Origin of the sequence: Sinorhizobium fredii USDA 257, assembly GCF_000265205.3 — a bacterium.
GTDB lineage: Bacteria > Pseudomonadota > Alphaproteobacteria > Rhizobiales > Rhizobiaceae > Sinorhizobium > Sinorhizobium fredii_B.
In genome coordinates, this window is the sequence record NC_018000.1 from 734,123 (window position 1) to 752,381 (window position 18,259).

The window sequence follows — 18,259 nt, forward strand, 5'->3', positions numbered from 1 at the left end:
TCCATTCGGTGTTCCATGGCGTCGTCAATGCGCTCAGATCAATACGCGGTCGACGGCAATGCATTGAGTTGCCACCGGAATTCCTCCACTGATCGAGAGGAGTTGTAAGGAGCATCTTCCTGTTCGGATGACTTTGCAATTGAGATTGCCGCTTGCTTCCTTTAGAAAATCTATATGAACGACCTCAACACGATCCATCTGAACGGGCTGCGCGCCGTAGAGGCGGCCGGGCGGCTGGGATCGCTCGCCGCTGCGGCGGAAGAACTCGGCGTGACGCCCGGTGCCGTCAGCCAGCAGATTGCCAAGACGGAGGCGCAGCTTGGGCGGGTGCTCTTCGAGCGCTCGCCGCGCGGGCTTGTCGTAACGGATAGCGCCCGCCCGCTCATGATGCGGCTCTCGAATGCTTTTGCGGAACTCGCCGAAGCCGTCGCGCAGGCGCGTCGTCGCGACGAGTCGGTATTGACGGTGTCGGTGGCGCCGGTCTTTGCGGCTCGCTGGCTGGTCTATCGGCTGAACCGCTTCGCCGAGCGTCATCCGAATATCCGGTTGAGGATCGACGCGACAACGAGACTTGCCAATCTTGAAACGTCCGACGTCGATCTCGCCATCCGCGTCGGGGCGGGCGGCTGGCCGGGTGTGCGTTCCGAACTGCTTCTCGAACAGGAGGTCTTTCCCGTCTGCTCACCGGCGCTCGCTGCCGGACTGCGCGTTCCTGCCGACATTTTGAAGTTGCCGGCCGTCATCGATGAGCATGCGATGTTTTCGTGGGAGGTATGGCTGCAGGCAGCCGGTCTTTCCGGCGCCCAGATGACCGTGCGCCACACGTTCAACGATGCGTCGCTGGCGCTCGACGCGGCCATTGCCGGCCAGGGCGTGATGATTGCCTGGCAGACACTTGCGGGCTATGCGGTGATGAAGGGCAGTCTGGTGGCGCCGTTCGGCATCCGCGCCAAGACCGGCTTCGCCCATTACTTCGTCACCTCGGCCTCGCGGCGCGAAAGCAAGGCCGTAATTGCTTTCAAGCGATGGGTGCGCGAGGAGGTGGAAGAGGGAATGCGCGAGCTTGACGCTATTCCGGTTCCTTCAGCCGTTCCTCCATCATCGCCTTGAAGGCGGGGCGCGACTGGCACCGCCCCAGCCAAGCCTTCACGCGCGGGTGCCTGTCGAAGAGAGCAGTCTGGCTCATCGTGTAGCGGAAGACTTCCGCCAGGTTCAGGTCGGCGACCGTGAAGCGCTCGCCGACGACATAGTCGCGGCCGGCAAGGTGCCTCTCAAGCACGGCGAAGGCTTTTTCGAGCGACTGTGCGCAGGTATCGATCAGTGCCCGGCCCTCGGGCGTGTTCTCGACGCCGTTGTCATAGGCAAGGACGATCTTGACCCCATGCGGCTCTACCTCGGTCGCCGCCCACATGGTCCAGTTGCCGATCTGCCCTTCCTCGCCGATGTCGGCCGGCGCCAGCGGCCCGCCATATTTGCGGGCGAGATAGAGATTGTTGGCGAGCGATTCCGTCAGTACCAGACCGTCGTCTTCCATCGCCGGGATGAGACCCATCGGATTGACGGCAAGGAAGTCTGCCGACTTGGTATTCAGAGGAGCCTCGGCGGCCAGCGGATCGCTGAGGCGGCGCGCCTGGATCACCGGCACGGATTTGAAAGGAATGCCGAGTTCGCGCGCCATCCAGTAGTTGCGCGACGCGCGCGAGCGGTAAACTCCATAGATCGTCAGCATTTCCGGCCTCCTCGGTTGGCGACGCCCAAATCCATACGCAATTGCCTACGCCTGCTGAAGCCGCCCGCCTTGATTGTCATATGAAATTTTTTGATGCCAGCCGTTGCTGCCGCCTGGGTGCTCTGAGGCAGCTGACGCTCACGGTTGTAAAGCGCGGTGCCACAATCGTGATTGTATGTTTACTGGCGCAAGCCCCGAATCCAGACGTAAATCCAAGCTTGGAGCGAGATGGCAAAAGCGGTTTTTATCTTGCGTCCTGCTCCGACTTGTCGATATCGATCACGAGGATGGTATTTGCTTCGACGCAAGTTCACCGTGATCTCGTTGCAAGAAGCGGGACGGCGCAAAACGGGCGCCGCGCCGCTCTCCTTCCTCGCTGCACTCAAACCCATCAGAGTTCGATGTCATCGCTGCCTCTCTCCCGCCGCCAGTTTCTCCGCACATCCGGACTCGCAATCGCCTCCGCCGGCCTTGCGGGCTGCACGTCGTCGATGAACACCAATCGTTTTCGCCAGGAAACGATGCCGGTCTATCGCAATCCCGCCCTCGAGAGCCGCTGGGTCGATCCGGGCATGCTCGAAGAGCCGCTGACCGGGCTGCCGCCGCAGGACGCCTATTACGCCGATGTCTACGCGGGCAGGGAGGATGGCGGCTTTCTCATTCCGGCGGTGCCCTACCAGCAAATCGACCCGCGCTTCTATCGCCAGGAGGTCAGCGATCCGTTTGGTGAGGCGCCCGGCACGATCGTCGTCGATACGGCGGATCGCTATCTCTATCTGATTGGGTCTGGCGGCAGCGCCACGCGCTATGGCGTCGGCCTCGGCCGCGAAGGCTTCGCCTGGTCCGGCCGTGGCGTCATCCAGTGGAAGCAGAAGTGGCCGAAATGGACGCCGCCGGATTCGATGATCGCCCGCCAACCGGTGCTTGCCAAATATTCGGCCGACAATGGCGGCATGCCGCCCGGGCTCGACAATCCGCTCGGCTCGCGCGCGCTCTATATCTTCCAGGACGGCCAGGACACGCTCTATCGCGTCCACGGAACGCCGGAATGGCAATCGATCGGCAAGGCGGTGTCATCCGGTTGCGTCCGCATGATCAATCAGGATGTCATCGATCTCTATGCTCGTGTGCGCGGAAAGGCGCCGATTCTCGTCATCTGACGGCGGCGAGCCGCTTGTGACGGATCAATCGGCTTCCTGTCCTTCGCCCTGACTGTCGGCGAGGCGCTGTGTCAGCCGATGCAGCGCCTCGCGCAGTTCGCCGATTTCTGCGAGGCTGCAGCCCGTTGCCCGGCCGATCTCGGCAAGAATCTTGAAAGCCTCGGTCTTCAGGCGCCGGCCGTTCTCTGTGAGGCTGACGATGACCTGCCTTTCGTCGGCCGGGTCGCGGATTCGCCGGACATAGCCTGCCGCTTCCAGCCGCTTGAGCAGGGGCGACAGAGTACCGGAATCGAGGCCCAATTCCGCGCCGATCCGCTTCACCGTCATGCCGTCCCGTTGCCAGAGCGCAAGTAGCACGAGATACTGCGGATAGGTGAGCCCGAAGCGGTCGAGGAGCGGCTTGTAGGCTCGGTTGAACGCGTGCGTGGCGGAATAGACGGCAAAGCAAAGCTGCTGGCCGAGGGCTAGCGCCTCGTCGGGCAATGCATCTTCAGATTTCGCCGCTTTGGTTGTCATCTCCCTAGTGTCGCAAATTCACGGCCAGAATGCAATTTGCAAAATTAATTTGCGTGCAATTTAATATTACGCTATGCAATGCCCATCGGCAACGAAAACCAAGGAAGGAGAACTGCCATGCCTATTCTCTATCGTACCACCGCATCCGCCACCGGGGGCCGCGCCGGCCAGGCCAAGAGCACCGACGGGGTCCTTGACGTGGCCCTTACCGTGCCGAAAGAACTTGGCGGCGATGGGGCACGCGGCACCAATCCGGAGCAGCTTTTTGCCGCCGGCTATTCCGCCTGCTTCCTCGGCGCGCTGAAGTTCGTCGCCGGCAAGGAGAAGGTAAAGCTTCCGGAAGACACGAAAGTGACAGGTACGGTCGGCATCGGTCCGCGTGACGATGGCACGGGTTTCTACATCGATGCGGCACTTGAGATCACTTCGCCCGGCGTCGACAAGGCCGTTCTCGAAGAACTGGTCCAGAAGGCGCACATCGTTTGCCCCTACAGCCATGCGACCCGGGGCAATGTCGACGTGAAACTGTCGGTGGCCTGATAGGCTATCGGGATTATCTTCGGTTGAAGCCCGCAATTGCGGGCTTCAGCTTGTCTTCTCACCCACGCCGGGGCGCACTCAAGCCTTCTTGAGAAATTCGGTGCGCAGCACCAACCCCTTGACCTTTTCGACACGGCATTCGACCTCGTCCGGATTGTCCGTCAGGCGGATGCCTTTCACCAGCGTACCGCGCTTCAGCGTGGTCGAAGTGCCCTTCACCTTCAGGTCCTTGGTCAGAGTTACATTGTCGCCATCCTTGAGGATGGCACCGTTCGAATCCTTGACGTCCATGGCTGGTCCTTTCCGGGCGACAGCCCAGCGGCAGCATCGCCGATGCGGCGTCGCGGCGGCTTCCGTATGCAGGAGAGGGGCGCGGGCGCAAGCCCCACCCGGTTGCTTTTGTCTACAGCGCCGTGCGTCTCTTCAGACGGACGAAGATCGCTGTAGCACTTTGAATTGCTGCATGTTTATCTTAATTCGGCTACGATTTAAGGAAACATGCAGTAGCCTATCGCTTGAGGCTGCCGAGAATGCCGCGGACCAACGCCCGTCCCACCTGGGTCGCGACGGAGCGGGCAACCGATTTCATGGCGGCCTCGATGACCGTTTCGCGCTGGTAGCCGGATGAGCGCGGCCGGGACTGTCGATCCGGAGCCGCCTCTTCCGCGTCGTCGCCAAAGCCGGGGAGGGTCCACCGGCTGCGGCCGGTCTGTTCTTCGGTTGCCTGCGCTTCGGACTGCTCTGCAGCCTTGGCGGCCTTTTCAGCCCGCTTGACCAGGATCTCGTAGGCCGATTCCCGGTCAAAGTCCTCGTCATAAAGTCCACGCACCGGGCTGACATTCATCACGTTCTGCCGCTCGGCCTCCGTCAGCGGACCGAGCCGCGAAGCCGGCGGCCGGATCAGGGTGCGCTCGACCATCGATGGCGAACCCTTGCCCTCGAGCGTCGAAACCAGCGCCTCCCCGGTCCCGAGATTGGTGATCACCTCGGCGCAATTGAAATCCGGATTGGGGCGGAAAGTCTCGGCCGCCGTCTTCACCGCCTTCTGCTCGCGCGGCGTATAGGCGCGCAGCGCATGCTGGACGCGATTGCCAAGCTGTGCGAGCACGGTTTCCGGCACATCGAGCGGGTTCTGGGTGACGAAATAGACGCCGACGCCCTTGGAGCGGATCAGCCGGACCACCTGTTCGACCCGTTCGACCAGCACCTTCGGCGCGTCGTTGAAGAGGAGATGCGCCTCGTCGAAGAAGAACACCAGTTTCGGCTTGTCCGGATCGCCGACCTCCGGCAGTTCCTCGAAAAGCTCCGACAGGAGCCAGAGCAGGAAGGTCGCATAAAGTCGCGGATTCATCATCAGCTTGTCGGCCGCAAGCACCGAGATTGCGCCGCGCCCGTCATTGGTCGTGCGCATGATGTCGGTGATCTTCAGCGCCGGCTCGCCGAAGAAGTGTTCGGCACCCTGCTGCTCGAGGATCAGGAGTTCCCGCTGGATCGAGCCCAAGGAGGACTTGGAGATGAAGCCGAACTGGCTGGAGAGTTCGCTCGCATTCTCGCCCATGTAGTTGAGCAGCGACTGCAGGTCCTTGAGGTCGAGAAGCGGCAGGCCGCCTTCATCGGCGATCTTGAAGGCGATGTTCAGGACGCCCTCCTGGGCGTCGCTGGCATTCATCAACCGCGACAGGAGAAGCGGTCCCATTTCCGAGAGCGTCGTGCGGACCCGGTGGCCCTTTTCTCCGTAGAGATCCCAGAAGATCACCGGGAATTCCTGGAAATCATAAGGCGAGAGGCCGATCTGTTCGGCGCGCTTGACGAGGAAGTCCTTGGGCTCGCCAATGGTGCCGATACCGGAAAGATCGCCCTTCACGTCGGCGCAGAAGACCGGAACGCCGGCGTTCGAGAAGCCCTCGGCGAGTATTTGCAGCGTCACGGTCTTGCCGGTGCCGGTGGCGCCGGTGACCAGACCATGGCGGTTGCCGAACTTCAGTTCCAGATATTCCGGCTTGTTGATCGAATCGTCCGGCTTGCGGCTGGTCCCGATATAGAGCTTGCCTTCTTGCAGCATGGCCTTCCTCTCCGTCGAATGGATTTTGTCAATGGAACCGGGCATTTGCCGGATTTCTTAGAAAGTCCGTCATCGAAATATTGCTCGGTTCTGTTATAGGCCGTGCACTGCGACCCGGCAACACGGGTTGTAGGGGAGGCAAGGCTCTCGCCAGCCTCTGAACGCCAGATATGTTGACGCAGGACGGATCCGTGTTCGGGTGCTATTGTCATTTCAGAAGCGATATTTTACCTTGACGTTAACGTCAAAACTACACGAGGAGATTTCCATGAGTGAACTGGTCACGCGGGTGGCGGAGAATGTCGGTCTCGAGCCCGCGACGGCAGAGAAGGCGGTGGGCATGATCCTCGGTTTCCTCCAGCGCGAAGCGGCCGAAGGGCCGGTCGCGCGGATGATCGAGGCGATTCCCGGTGCGCCTGAACTGGTCGCTCAGTACAACGGCGAGGGTGGCAATGGCGGTGGCCTGCTCGGCGGGCTCCTGTCGGCGATCGGCGGCGGTGGCGTCATGGCGCTCGGCCAGCAACTGATGAGCCAGGGGCTAGGCATGGGTGAGATCACCGGGCTCGCCAGGGAAACCATCGCCTATGCCAAGGAAAAGGCAGGCGAAGAAGTTGTGGACGAGGTGGTTGCCTCCGTTCCGGGTCTCAGCCAGTTCGTCTGAGCGGCGTCAAGTAATAGCACCTCTGGCCGGTAGGCCAGAGGTGCACCGCCGGTCTCATCTCAATCGTCCCACACCGGCGCAAGACCTGCCGGATTGACGATCCGCCCGTCCGGGCGGGCAAGCCCTCGGATCGCGGCCATTTCCTCTCGCGTCAGCGCGAAATCGAAGATCGCGAAATTTTCCCTGAGCCGCGTCTCGGTGGCGGTTTTCGAGAGCGTGATCACATCCTGCTGCTGCACGAGCCACCGGAGCGCCACCTGCGCCGCGGTCTTGCCGTGGCGGGCGCCGATGTCGTTCAGCAGCCGGTCGGAGGGGACCTTGCCGTTGGCCATGGCGTAATAGGCGGTCAGCGACATGCCGTGCCGTCGGGCCGCCTGCAGCACCTTCCTCTGGTCGAGATAGGGGTGATACTCGACCTGGTTGGTCGCAATCGGCGCATCGCTGAGGCGGACCGCCTCCTCCATCTGCGCCGTGTTGAAGTTGCTGATGCCGATATGGCGCACCTTGCCCGCCTTCTGAACCTCGTTCAGCGCGCCGATGCGCTCGGCCATTGGCACGTCGCTGCCGCCCGGCCAGTGCAAGAGCAGCAGATCGACGTGATCCGTCTTCAGCTTTCTGAGGCTCTCGTCGACCGAAGCGACGAAGTCGCCATGGCGATATTTGTCCACCCAGACCTTGGTCGTCAGGAAGATGTCGGCGCGCGGAATGCCGGAATGGTGGATAGCCTCGCCGACCTCCGCCTCGTTGCCATAGGCCTGCGCTGTGTCCACGTGGCGAAAGCCGATCTTCAGGGCTTCCGGCAGGATCCGAAGCACCTCGGCTCCCGGCATGCGGAACGTGCCGAAACCGAGGGCGGGGATGTTGGCGCCATTGGAGTTGACTGCGTGCATGGATGGCTCCTTGATGGCGGCGGAGAATTGACAGACATGCTCCTATACTTGTCGCGGTCGGTCGCGGCTTCAAGGCGCCCGGGCAAGTCGTCGTGTCGGTTCTAAAGCGTTTTGACGGCGACGATGAACAGGCGGGGAAGCGCAGCAGCACGCGCCCGTCGGCCATCACCGGATAGGCTCTGCGAATCTTCTCGGCATAGGCGGCGAGGTAATCTTTGCGCCGGCTGGCGGGCAGCGCGTCGAGATAGGGACGCAAGCCCGTGCCCTTCACCCATTCGACGATCGCATTCGCGCTGGCAAGCGGGTGGTAGTAGGTCGTGTGCCAGACTTCGACCCGCGCCGCCTTGGGAGCCAGCCTTTCGACATAGGTTCTCGGCGAGGGCAGGGGCGTTCGTCGGATCGTTCGGCCGCCAATGGCCGCGGCGAATGCCCGCTCCTCGGCCGTTTCCTGCATCAGGAGATGCGACGGCTCATCCAGGTTGTCGGGCATCTGCACCGCAAGCGTGCCGCCGGGCAGCAGCGCGTCGAGGAGCCGCTCGAGCATGTCGACATGCTTCGGTACCCATTGAAAGACGGCGTTGGCGAAGAAAAGCGCTGCCCCTTGCGGCGGTGTCCATCCCGCCAGATCGGCTCTTTCGAAGCGCAGGCCGAGCAGCCGTTTGCGAGCCGCCTCCAGCATATCCTCGTCGCTGTCGATACCGACGAGCGGGTTGTTAGGAAAGCGTTCGAGGATGAGTTGCGTCGAATTGCCCGGTCCGCAGCCGAGGTCGAAGGCGGGGCCGGCGGGCAGGTCAGGAACCTGCGCCAGGAGGTCGCGCGCCGGTCGCGTGCGCTCGTCCTCGAACTTCACATATTGCGCTGCCGACCAGGCCATCGTGGCGCTCCTTCATATGCCGAATTGCAGGCTTTCCAGTGAAGGCAGGATGAGCGAGGGGCCATAGTCCTGGTACTCGTCGGGCATATCAGCGCGGTTGATCCACACCGTACGGAAGCCGAATTTGGTAGCGCCGGCAATGTCGAAGCGGTTCGACGACTGGAACGAAACCGCATGCGGATAGAGCCGATATTGCGTCGTCACCAGGTCGTAGACGGCCGGTGCCGTCTTGAAGGCCTTGACCGCATCGACCGAGAAGACATCGTCGATGATGATGTCGAGGGCGGCATTCTTGACGGCCGAGGCAAGCATGGCCGGCGAGCCGTTCGAAAGAATGGCGATACGGGCGCCGCGCTCCTTCAACCCCTTGAGCACGGCCGGAACCTCCGGATAGCAATCGAGCGCCCAATAGGCGTCGAGCAGTTGCTTCTTGAGTTTCGGATCGGCGGAGGGAAAGCGGGCGAAAGCATAGTCCAGAGATTGCTCGGTCAATTGCCAGAAATCGACATAGGCGCCCATCAGCGAGCGCACCCAGGAATATTCGAGTTGCTTGGCGCGCCAAAGCTCGGAGAAAGCCTGGCCGTCTGGACCCATTGCCTCGGCGTGTCGGCGCACGGCCGCATGGACATCGAACAGCGTGCCATAGGCATCGAAGACATAGGCCGCATGAGACATTGAACTCTCCCGTCTTGGCCATCGTCTACGACATTCCCGGTTCGGTTGCCGTAGCGAAGGTTCTTGCGACGAAGAACGCGCCGCTTCTCCATTTGTTTTTAGGGGATCATGTCAAATTTTTGTGCGCCGCACAATGCACTTCGCCGTCGCCGTGATTTTAGCCTTTCCAGATCTTCGTCGGAAACCGCAGCGCTTGTTTGGCGAGCTTGCCCTTGAGCCCGAGGGTTGCGTCGCAGAGGCCGACCACATGTCGGTTCGGCTTGGCCTCGGGGCGGAGTGCGTGCAGGGCTGCCGCCGCCTCTTCCGGTTCCATATAGCGCGCCAGGATGCCGAGCGTCAGCGCCGTCGAGCGGCCGATGCCCCTCAAACAGTGGATCAGCAGGTCGGCGTCCTGCGGCAGCCCGTCGATGAAGGCGAAGGTCGCCTCGACCGCCTCGGCGCGCGCCGCATCCGGCGCATCCGGATCGGTCGCGTCGCCGAAATAGAGTTCCAGGTGCTGCTCCGGCGGCAGTTCGATCATCGAAAGCAGGCGGGTTGCGGGCGCACGGATCGAGACAAGATGCGTCGGCGCCCAATCCGCACGATTGTGCCGCGCCTCCGTCTGCGAGCTCACGATCACCCGTACCGGCCAGCCGCTCGGATGTGCCGGATTGGTGCCGAGAACGGGCCGGTAGAGTTCGCCTTCCGTGGCTTGAGCGGCAAGCGCCATGACGGGACCTCCCTGATTCGTCTTGCTCGCCGGTAGGGTACCAGCGCGGCGGGACGATCGGAATCCCCGATCAGAACCGGGTGATGACGCTGATGCCGAGGTCAGTGGCGCGGTCCATCGCTACCAGCGCCGGCACGGCCTCTTCCAGTGATATCTCGCGGCCGATCAGTCGCTTCGGGTCGAGCTTACCGGCGACGATCATCGAGAGCATCGCGTCATAGCGCCAGGCCTGCATGCCATGGCTACCGTAGATTTCGAGCTCGTGGCCGATCACCTGCGCCATCGGGATCTCGGGCAGCGCGTGCTCCGCGAGCATCAGGCCGACCTGGACGTGACGGCCACGGCGGCGCAGGTTCTTGATCGAGTTGAAGCAGGTGACCGGCGATCCGAGCGCATCGACCGAAACATGCGCGCCACCTCGCGTGATCTCCCTGACGGCGCCGGCGACATCCTCCATCGCGCGTGCGTTGATCGCGGCGACAGCGCCGAGCGTCCGGGCAAAGTCGAGCTTCTCCTCGGAAATGTCGATGGCGATCGGGTTGGCGCCAAGCGCTGCGGCGATCATGATCGCCGAAAGACCCACGCCGCCGCAGCCGTGCACCGCCACCCATTCGCCGCCCTGAACGCGGGCCTGATCGGCAATCGCCCGGAAGGAGGTGGCGAAGCGGCAGCCGAGGCTGGCCGCCGTCGCAAAGTCCATGCGCTCCGGCAGGTGTACGAGGTTCTGGTCGGCGAAGTCGAGTGCCACAAATTCGGCGAAGGAGCCCCAATGGGTGAAGCCCGGCTGGAACTGCGCTTCGCAGACCTGTTGGTTGCCGGAACGGCATTCGCCGCAGCGGCCGCAACCGGAAACGAACGGCACGGTCACCCGGTCGCCGACCTTGTAGCGCATGACGCCGCGCCCGGCGGCGGCAATGGTGCCGGCAAGTTCGTGTCCCGGCACGTGCGGCAGGCGGATGTCCGGGTCGTGCCCCATCCAGCCGTGCCAGTCGCTGCGGCAGAGGCCCGTCGCCTCGACCTCGATGACGACGCCGTTTTCACTCGGGCTCGGATCGGGCAGCGTTCGGATTTCCGGGGTCTTTTCGAAGGCATCGTAATACATCGCTTTCATTGGCGATCAGTCTCCATTGGTATTTTTGGTATTCTGGCACGGCGCCCGGAGTGGCTCCAGAATGGCCGCCATGACATTTTTTGATATACCTATTCACCCCAATGCTGTTTTTTCCGGCTAGATCGGATGCACGCACTTAGCCGAGTAGGAGACACCGATGCCCGTCGATACATCCCCCCGATCCACCACCTGGACCTATGTCGACGGCGAATGGCTTTCCGGCAACCCGCCGCTGATCGGCCCGACTTCGCACGCGATGTGGCTGGGCTCGACGGTATTCGACGGCGCCCGCTGGTTCGACGGCATCGCCCCGGACCTCGACCTTCATTGCCAGCGCGTCAATCGCTCGGCGGAGGCGCTCGGACTGAAGCCTACCATGGCGGCCGAGGAAATCGAGGCGCTGACCTTCGAGGGCGTCAAGAAATTCGACGGCAAGACGGCGCTCTACGTGAAGCCGATGTATTGGGGCGAACATGGCTCCTGGAGCGTCGTGGCGGTCGATCCGGATTCGACCCGTTTTGCCCTCTGCCTGTTCGAGGCGCCGATGGGCAACGCCCATGCCGGCTCGGCGCTGACGCTCTCGCCCTTCCGCCGCCCGACGCTCGAATGCATGCCGACGGACGCCAAGGCCGGCTGCCTCTATCCCAACAATGCCCGCATCCTCAAAGAAGCGCGCTCGCGCGGCTTCGACAATGCGCTCGTGCGCGACATGCTCGGCAACATCGCCGAGACAGGCTCTTCCAATATCTTCATGGTCAAGGACGGCGTCGTCTTCACCCCGGCCGCCAACCGGACCTTCCTCGCCGGCATCACGCGCTCGCGCGTCATGGGCCTGCTGCGCGAGGCGGGTTTCGAGGTGATCGAAACGACCCTGACGATGGCCGATTTCGAGGCGGCCGACGAGATCTTCACCACCGGCAACTATTCGAAGGTCCTGCCGGTGACCCGGCTTGACGACCGCGACCTGCAAGCCGGCCCGCTCACTGCCAAGGCCCGCGATCTCTACATGGACTGGGCGCATTCGAGCGGCGACGTGTAGTGAGACCCTTGCCGACCATCAAATGACGATCGCCCACAGCGAGGCGCTTGAGATCGTCGCCCGCCAGTTCGGGTTCAGACCTGGAACATCCTGTCGGCGAAAATAGACGCTGCGGGCACCGCTCGAGGCGGTGCGGGAATCGCGTTTGAGCAGGCCGTGCCGATCGTTCGCATCTTCGACGTGGCGAAGGCGCACGAATTCTATCTCGGTTTTCCTCGGCTTCACCGTCGACTGGGAGCACCGTTACGGCGACGATTTTCCGCTGTACACGCAGATCTCGCGAAGCGGACTTAAGCTGCATCTTTCCGAACACGCGGGAGACGCGACGCCCGGTGGGAATATGTGCGTCTACATGAGGGGCATCCATGCGCTCCACAAAGAACTCCTCGCCAAGAACTACCGCTTCATGAGGCCCGGTCTCGAGGACGAGGGCACGCGGCTCGAACTGACGGTCATCGACCCGTTCAGCAATCGCATCCGTTTCATGGAACTCAAGGAATAGGCGTTTATCGATCCGAACGGGAGGCGCGCGGCGCTGTCGAGCGCGCCCGCCCGTTGCGTTCCCGGCGATCGAGCCTCAGGTCTCGACGGGACGGACGACGACATCGCCGGCAGACCGTGTCGTCGGCCCGTGATGGACCGCCTCGACGTTGTTGCCGTCGGGATCGAGGACAAAGGCGGCATAATAGCCCGGATGATAGGGGCGCTCGCCGGGTGCACCGTTGTCCATACCGCCGTTTGCCAAGCCGGCGTCGTAGAAACGCTGGACCGAATCCCGGTCGGCCGCCTGGAAGGCGAGGTGAACGCGGCTGCAGTAGTCATCCGCCTGATCGACGAAGAACTCGTCGAACGCGAAAAATGCGTCGGTCTCGAAGGTGGGCCGATGTCCAAGCGCGCCAAGCACCGCTTCATAGAAGCGCTTGCTGACGGCGAGATCCTGGACGCGCAGATGCACGTGGTCGATGAGACGGCCCTGATGGAATTCCATTCTCTCCTCCTGTGCCGAGGGCGAAGTGAGTTGGCTTGCCCCCCGTAAGATAGGACAGGAATCCTGCGCGTCGACATTCGCGTCAAACGCGCACCGATCGCCGAATGAAAGTATTTTGCGCGGCTTAGGCAAAATTTGGCACCCCATCGGTTGCCTCCCGCCGAGGCGGTGCCTATGTTCCCGCTCACAGATTTCCGTCACGAAATCCAATGCCAAGAGGAGATGCCACAATGGCTTTCGAATTGCCGAACCTTCCCTATGACTATGAAGCGCTCGCGCCCTACATGTCGCGCGAGACCCTCGAATACCATCACGACAAGCATCACCTCGCCTATGTGACGAACGGCAACAAGCTCGCCGAGGAAGCCGGTCTTTCCAATCTTTCGGTGGAAGAGATCGTCAAGAAGTCCTACGGCACCAACCTGCCGCTGTTCAACAATGCCGGCCAGCACTACAACCACATCCACTTCTGGAAGTGGATGAAGAAGGGCGGCGGCGGCACCAGCCTGCCGGGCAAGCTCGACGCGGCCATCAAGTCGGATCTCGGCGGCTACGACAAGTTCCGCACGGATTTCGTCGCCGCCGGCGCTGGCCAGTTCGGCTCCGGTTGGGCTTGGCTGTCGGTCAAGAACGGCAAGCTCGAAATCTCCAAGACCCCGAACGGCGAAAACCCGCTCGTGCACGGCGCCTCGCCGATCCTCGGCGTCGACGTCTGGGAGCATTCCTATTACATCGACTACCGCAACGCCCGGCCGAAATACCTCGAGGCTTTCGTCGACAATCTCATCAACTGGGATTACGTCCTCGAAATGTACGAGGCTGCGACGAAGTAACCGTTGGTTGGTTAGACAGGAAATTCGGCCCGGCGCTTGCGTCGGGCCTTTTCGTTTCGGGCCGGCCGGCGCTATGCGTTCCCCGCCTCGAGCGGCCGCATGGCATTCGTTTTCCAGCCGGCGATCCACAATTGCCGAAGCCTCTCGCCTTCACCGCGGAAGAAAGTCGCGACCGGCTCGCAGTGCTCCACCCGGTCGGCGCGGAAGTTGCGGATGTCCTGGCGCAATTCACACCAGGCCACCATCATCGCATGCTCCGAATAATAGATCAGCGCCAGCGGCCGGACGGTGCGTTCCGTCGCCTGTCCGAGTTCGTCGCGATAGTCGAGCGCGAGCTTTTGTTCGTCGCGGATAGCGCGGCGAATCATGGCGAGGTCGACCGCCGGTGGCGGGGCGGCGATCGTGCCCCAGGCGTGCAGCGCCTGCGACTGGAAAATCTGGCGCAGCGGCTCCGGGACGGCGCCGGTGATTTTCCGGTTGACGCGCTGGGCCGCCGCCTTCAGCTCCGCGTCGCCCGTGCGCGCCAGCAGCGCGAGTGCGAGCACGATCGCTTCCGTCTCTTCGATCGAAAACATCAGCGGCGGCAGGTCGAAGCCGGGCCTCAGGATATAGCCAAGACCGCGCTCGCCTTCGATCGGCACCCGCATCGCCTGCAGGGCGACGATGTCACGATAGATCGAGCGCGGTGTCACCTCGAGCTTCTCGGCAATCTCGGCGGCGGTGATCGGCTGCCGAGCAAGCCGCAATATCTGGATGATCTCGAAAAGCCGCGCTGCCTTGCGCATCGCAAAAACCCCACCAAACCCGAAACGCTCCTGACAGAACCCTGTCAGTTGGAGAGAGCTATAGCATTTGCCAACGGATTGAAAAATCGGCGATCCGGACCTCCACCCTTATACAAATCTCGATGAGCAACTGACATGACCTACGCAGAAAACCTCTGGCTGTTCTTCACTCTTCTCTTCGGCATCATCATCGTCCCGGGCATGGACATGGTCTTCGTGCTGGCCAATGCGATAACGGGCGGGCGCACCTTCGGGCTCGCCGCTACGGCGGGCATCATGGCGGGCGGCGTGCTGCACACGCTCTATGCGGCGCTCGGCGTCAGCGTCGTGCTGCACCTGGTGCCGGAGCTCTTCAACGTGCTCCTCGTCGCCGGAGCCGCCTACATCGCCTGGATCGGCTTCTCGCTGCTGCGCAGTGCCATCACCATTGGCGGCGTCGAGGCGGGGGCGAGGCTCTCGCGTTGGGCAAGCTTCCGACAGGGGGCGCTGACGAGCCTGATGAATCCGAAGGCCTATCTCTTCATGCTCGCCGTCTATCCGCAATTCCTGAAGCCGCAATTCGGCCCCGTCTGGTCGCAGGCAGCGGTCATGGCGGTGATGATCGCCGTGACGCAGCTTGCCGTCTATGGCGGGCTGGCGCTTGCCGCCGGCCGCGGCCGGGACCTGCTGGTCGGCAGTCCGGGGGCGACGGTTGCCATCGGCCGCGGCGCCGGCCTGCTGCTTGTCGTGATCGCCGTTTTCACCGTTTGGCAGGGTTGGAGCGGTACCCGCTGAGTTGCCGCTTCGATTAAGGATTATACATGAATATGGAAGTTATGTTATTCGAGCGCGCAGATCCCGCCTGGCTGTCATGTATACCACGGCGAATTATGCTGAAATGACAAGCACATCAAGAAAATGTTACTTCCGCCGAAAAGCCAAAATGCCATCATGCCGGCGCCTTCAACAGGAAACCGCAGAAGCGGGTTCGAATGACCGGAGACCATGATGAAGATCAGAGCTTTTGTGCTTGCAGCCGCCCTTGCAGGCTTGGGGATGACCGCCGTCACCGCCGCGGATGAACCTCAGGCGGTCCGTCAGCAGTTGATGAAGAAGGTGGGCCAAGCCGCCGGTGCGCTGAGCGGTATCGCCAAGGGTGAGAAGCCCTATGATGCCGAGATCGTCAAGGCATCGCTGACGACGATCACCGAGACGGTGAAAGTCTTCCCGACTCATTTTCCCGCCGGCTCGGAAACCGGCTCGGAGACCGAGGCAAGCCCGAAGATCTGGGAGAACATGGAAGACTTCAAGGCGAAAGCCGCCAAGCTCGGCACCGACGCCGAGAAGATTCTCGCCGAGTTGCCCGCCGACCAGGCCGGCGTTGGCGCCGCTCTGGGCGTCCTCGGCAAGGATTGCGCCAGCTGTCATGAGAATTATCGCCTGAAGAAAGAGTAACGGAAGGCCATTGGTTCCTTCCTGCGATGCGCCGGTTCGTCCGGCGCGTTCATTTCCGTGTTGAGGACGAAGGAGAGATGATGCGGCGGCGCGCAGGGAAGCTGTTGTCCGGTCTGATTCTACTGGCCGTGGTCGGCGCCGGCGCCTTCTGGTTGCTGACGAAGCCTGCCCCCTGGGACGCCGCGCATTGGGAGGGGCTGGGCGAGCCGGATCTTGCCAATGGCAAGCGGGTCTTCTGGGCCGGCGGCTGCACCAGCTGCCATGCGGCGTCCGGCGCGAAGGACGATGCCCGGCTGGTGCTTTCGGGTGGCCGGCCGCTGAAGAGCCCGTTCGGGACCTTCTATCCTCCGAATATCTCGCCCGACGAAACGGCCGGCATCGGCGGCTGGACGCTCGCCGAGTTCGGCAACGCCATGACGCGCGGGGTCGGAAAGGATGGCGAACATCTTTATCCGTCCTTTCCCTACGGCTCCTATGCGCGGATTTCCACCAAGGACATCAACGACCTTTACGGCTATATGCGAACGCTGCCGAAGAGCGCCAATGTGGCGCCGCCGCATGATTTGCCGTTCCCGTACAATATCCGCCTGGCGCTCGGCGGCTGGAAGCTCCTGTATCTCAGCGACGAGCCGCGAGTTCAGGTCGATACCGCCGAGCCGAAGCTTGCGCGTGGGCAGTATCTCGTCGAAGGCTCGGGCCATTGCGGCGAGTGCCACACGCCGCGCAATGCGCTGGGCGGCTTCGAAGCAGGTCGGTGGCTGGCCGGTGCGCCGAACCCGGAAGGCGAGGGCCGGATTCCCGACATCACGCCGGGCTCCAAGAGCATCGGCAACTGGAGCGCGTCGGACATTGCCTCCTATCTCGAGACAGGTTTCACCCCCGACTTCGATACCGTCGGGGGTTCGATGGTCGAGGTGCAGAAGAACATGGCAAAGCTTCCCGCATCCGAGCGCGAGGCGATTGCCGCCTATCTGAAGGCGCTGCCTCCGTCATAGGCATCGCTCGCACTCGCCGTCTTGAACCGCGAGACCGGTCTCCTCCGGCTCAGCCCAGCTTCTGCATATAGCGCATGCCGGTCACCGGCCGGGGCACGAAACGCTCCGACTCGTAGAAACGATGCGCCTGGAAATTGCCGGTGGCCGCGCTGACCGCCAGGTATTCGCAGCCGGCCATCTTCGCCTGTTCGCGTGCCTTGCCGACGAGATGGCGGCCGATGCCGGTGCCGCGATGGGCGGGGCGCACGAAGAGATGATGCAGTTCCATGCCGCGCGCGCCTTCGGCTGCACGGTACTGGGGAACCAGGACTGCGTAGCCGATCAACTGGCCGCCGGCCTCGGCGACGAGGGCGGTGATCCAGGGGGTGCGTCCGAAGAGATCGCGTTCGAGCTGCTCCGGCGTGAGCGAGGCGACATCGCCGTGATGGGCGGTAAGTTCCGCAATCATCTCGCGCAGTTCGGGAAGATCGCGCGGCTTGGCGCAGCGGATCGTCACCATCGGTGCTCTGACCGACGCGAGGTGGTGGAGGTTGGGGTTGGCGGTCTGCAGCATTCTCGGCTCCTATGGGTTCCCACCATCAGGTGCCGTGAAAAACAAAAGCCGCCTGATGGCGGCCTTGTTGAATATGATCAGCAGGCCGCTCCTATCGGAACAGCCAAAAATACGCGCGACAAATGGGTGCGTTCTTGATCATGCGCGTAGATTGTTCATTTCCGCGATTTTGTCAACGGCGATTGTTGAACCCTCAGTGCTCGTTGTCGCACAAGGAATGATCAGCCAGCGCCCGGATGACGTAACAGTCGCCGATCGTGTGATCGCCATGGCAGGCGACGATGCGCTGAAGTTCGTGCTCCAGCTTCGTCAGTCGGGCGATCTTCTCCCGCACCGAAGCCAGATGCTCGCTCGCAATGCGATCCGCCTCGCCGCAGGGTCGTTCCGGGTGTTCGCTCAGCGCCAGCAGATCACGGATTGCCTCGATCGAAAGCCCCAGATCGCGCGCGTGACGGATGAAGGCAAGCCGCTCGAGCTGACGTTTCTCGTAGCGCCGCTGGTTGCCCTCCGAACGTTCCGGCGCCGCGATGAGCCCCATTTGCTCGTAATAGCGGATCGTCGGGATTTTGACGCCGGTCCGCCGGGAAAGGTGGCCGATCGAATACATGTGCGCTCCATAGCTATAGCTTCTGGAGCAATATAGGGAATGCCCCGCGGCCCTCAAGGCACAGACCGAACAAAGGACGCCACTTGGGCGAGGCTTCT

21 protein-coding genes and 2 pseudogenes are annotated in these 18,259 nt (G+C 62.5%); 10 read left to right on the top strand and 13 right to left on the bottom strand.

Translation table 11 applies throughout. The features are described 5' to 3' along the window. Positions 1-174 precede the first annotated feature (174 nt). Entirely contained in the window at positions 175-1,110 is a 936-nt protein-coding gene (locus USDA257_RS03370) for a LysR substrate-binding domain-containing protein (protein ID WP_014761471.1), read from the top strand. Here the strand turns inward: USDA257_RS03370 and USDA257_RS03375 are convergent. Continuing rightward, positions 1,070-1,729: a glutathione S-transferase family protein gene (locus USDA257_RS03375; protein ID WP_014761472.1), complete on the bottom strand. Its 660-nt coding sequence runs from the start codon at positions 1,727-1,729 to the stop codon at positions 1,070-1,072. The two genes, USDA257_RS03370 and USDA257_RS03375, sit on opposite strands and share 41 nt — an antisense overlap. A gap of 401 nt (positions 1,730-2,130) precedes the next feature. On the opposite strand from USDA257_RS03375, the gene USDA257_RS03380 reads away from it, so the two are divergent. Further along, positions 2,131-2,889 (top strand): L,D-transpeptidase family protein, encoded by a 759-nt coding sequence (locus USDA257_RS03380; protein WP_041413885.1) that lies wholly within the window; start codon positions 2,131-2,133, stop codon positions 2,887-2,889. Between the two features lie 24 nt (positions 2,890-2,913). Here the strand turns inward: USDA257_RS03380 and USDA257_RS03385 are convergent, their stop codons facing one another. Further along, complete coding sequence (locus tag USDA257_RS03385; RefSeq protein ID WP_014761474.1) at positions 2,914-3,405, bottom strand: MarR family winged helix-turn-helix transcriptional regulator; 492 nt, start codon at positions 3,403-3,405, stop codon at positions 2,914-2,916. 117 nt (positions 3,406-3,522) lie between these two features. Here USDA257_RS03385 and USDA257_RS03390 point away from each other — a divergent pair, with 117 nt between their 5' ends. Beyond that, entirely contained in the window at positions 3,523-3,945 is a 423-nt protein-coding gene (locus tag USDA257_RS03390) for an organic hydroperoxide resistance protein (RefSeq protein WP_014761475.1), read from the top strand. A 78-nt stretch (positions 3,946-4,023) separates the two neighbouring features. Here the strand turns inward: USDA257_RS03390 and USDA257_RS03395 are convergent, their stop codons facing one another. After that, a complete protein-coding gene (locus USDA257_RS03395; protein ID WP_014761476.1) occupies positions 4,024-4,236 on the bottom strand; it encodes an alkylphosphonate utilization protein in 213 nt (70 codons plus the stop codon). A 217-nt stretch (positions 4,237-4,453) separates the two neighbouring features. Beyond that, entirely contained in the window at positions 4,454-6,007 is a 1,554-nt protein-coding gene (locus tag USDA257_RS03400; protein WP_014761477.1) for a helicase HerA-like C-terminal domain-containing protein, read from the bottom strand. A 268-nt stretch (positions 6,008-6,275) separates the two neighbouring features. Between USDA257_RS03400 and USDA257_RS03405 the strand changes: the two genes are divergently transcribed. Next, positions 6,276-6,668: a DUF2780 domain-containing protein gene (locus tag USDA257_RS03405; RefSeq protein ID WP_014327670.1), complete on the top strand. Its 393-nt coding sequence runs from the start codon at positions 6,276-6,278 to the stop codon at positions 6,666-6,668. A 59-nt stretch (positions 6,669-6,727) separates the two neighbouring features. Here USDA257_RS03405 and USDA257_RS03410 read toward each other — a convergent pair whose 3' ends face one another. The 5 genes and pseudogenes from USDA257_RS03410 to USDA257_RS03430 all read right to left on the bottom strand — a co-directional run bounded on the left by USDA257_RS03410 (position 6,728) and on the right by USDA257_RS03430 (position 10,927). Next, entirely contained in the window at positions 6,728-7,558 is an 831-nt protein-coding gene (locus USDA257_RS03410; protein ID WP_014761478.1) for an aldo/keto reductase, read from the bottom strand. Positions 7,559-7,659: 101 nt separating this feature from the next. Next, positions 7,660-8,432 (bottom strand): annotated as a pseudogene (tam, locus tag USDA257_RS33420) (trans-aconitate 2-methyltransferase). A gap of 12 nt (positions 8,433-8,444) precedes the next feature. Further along, the gene (locus tag USDA257_RS03420; protein WP_014761479.1) at positions 8,445-9,107 is read right to left on the bottom strand and encodes a haloacid dehalogenase type II; all 663 of its coding nucleotides are present in this window, start codon (positions 9,105-9,107) and stop codon (positions 8,445-8,447) included. A 157-nt stretch (positions 9,108-9,264) separates the two neighbouring features. Further along, entirely contained in the window at positions 9,265-9,816 is a 552-nt protein-coding gene (locus USDA257_RS03425; RefSeq protein ID WP_014761481.1) for a phosphatase, read from the bottom strand. 70 nt (positions 9,817-9,886) lie between these two features. Then, entirely contained in the window at positions 9,887-10,927 is a 1,041-nt protein-coding gene (locus tag USDA257_RS03430) for a zinc-dependent alcohol dehydrogenase family protein (RefSeq protein WP_014761482.1), read from the bottom strand. 157 nt (positions 10,928-11,084) lie between these two features. Between USDA257_RS03430 and USDA257_RS03435 the strand changes: the two genes are divergently transcribed. Both USDA257_RS03435 and USDA257_RS03440 read left to right on the top strand, forming a co-directional pair. Beyond that, positions 11,085-11,966 carry a branched-chain amino acid aminotransferase gene (locus USDA257_RS03435; protein WP_014761483.1) on the top strand — a complete coding sequence of 294 codons (882 nt, stop codon included), beginning with the start codon at positions 11,085-11,087 and terminating at the stop codon, positions 11,964-11,966. Beyond that, a pseudogene (locus USDA257_RS03440) lies at positions 11,926-12,468 on the top strand (glyoxalase superfamily protein). Before USDA257_RS03435 ends, USDA257_RS03440 begins: the two are co-directional and overlap by 41 nt. Before the next feature lie 75 nt (positions 12,469-12,543). On the opposite strand, the gene USDA257_RS03445 reads toward USDA257_RS03440, so the two are convergent. Further along, positions 12,544-12,954, bottom strand: coding sequence for a VOC family protein (locus tag USDA257_RS03445; protein ID WP_041413887.1), 411 nt, complete (start codon positions 12,952-12,954; stop codon positions 12,544-12,546). A 230-nt stretch (positions 12,955-13,184) separates the two neighbouring features. Here USDA257_RS03445 and USDA257_RS03450 point away from each other — a divergent pair, with 230 nt between their 5' ends. After that, positions 13,185-13,787 carry a superoxide dismutase gene (locus USDA257_RS03450; RefSeq protein ID WP_014761486.1) on the top strand — a complete coding sequence of 201 codons (603 nt, stop codon included), beginning with the start codon at positions 13,185-13,187 and terminating at the stop codon, positions 13,785-13,787. 71 nt (positions 13,788-13,858) lie between these two features. Here USDA257_RS03450 and USDA257_RS03455 read toward each other — a convergent pair whose 3' ends face one another. Beyond that, positions 13,859-14,572: a helix-turn-helix transcriptional regulator gene (locus tag USDA257_RS03455; RefSeq protein WP_014761487.1), complete on the bottom strand. Its 714-nt coding sequence runs from the start codon at positions 14,570-14,572 to the stop codon at positions 13,859-13,861. A 135-nt stretch (positions 14,573-14,707) separates the two neighbouring features. On the opposite strand from USDA257_RS03455, the gene USDA257_RS03460 reads away from it, so the two are divergent. From USDA257_RS03460 to USDA257_RS03470, 3 genes are all read left to right on the top strand, one after another. Beyond that, positions 14,708-15,346 (top strand): LysE family translocator, encoded by a 639-nt coding sequence (locus USDA257_RS03460; protein ID WP_014761488.1) that lies wholly within the window; start codon positions 14,708-14,710, stop codon positions 15,344-15,346. Positions 15,347-15,559: 213 nt separating this feature from the next. Then, on the top strand, positions 15,560-16,006 hold the full coding sequence (locus USDA257_RS03465; protein ID WP_014761489.1) for a c-type cytochrome: 447 nt from the start codon (positions 15,560-15,562) through the stop codon (positions 16,004-16,006). Between the two features lie 80 nt (positions 16,007-16,086). Then, positions 16,087-17,001 (top strand): cytochrome c, encoded by a 915-nt coding sequence (locus USDA257_RS03470; protein WP_014761490.1) that lies wholly within the window; start codon positions 16,087-16,089, stop codon positions 16,999-17,001. A gap of 49 nt (positions 17,002-17,050) precedes the next feature. Here USDA257_RS03470 and USDA257_RS03475 read toward each other — a convergent pair whose 3' ends face one another. Next, on the bottom strand, positions 17,051-17,554 hold the full coding sequence (locus USDA257_RS03475; RefSeq protein ID WP_014761491.1) for a GNAT family N-acetyltransferase: 504 nt from the start codon (positions 17,552-17,554) through the stop codon (positions 17,051-17,053). A gap of 193 nt (positions 17,555-17,747) precedes the next feature. Next, a complete protein-coding gene (locus USDA257_RS03480; RefSeq protein WP_014761492.1) occupies positions 17,748-18,161 on the bottom strand; it encodes a MerR family transcriptional regulator in 414 nt (137 codons plus the stop codon). Between the last annotated feature and the right edge of the window lie 98 nt (positions 18,162-18,259).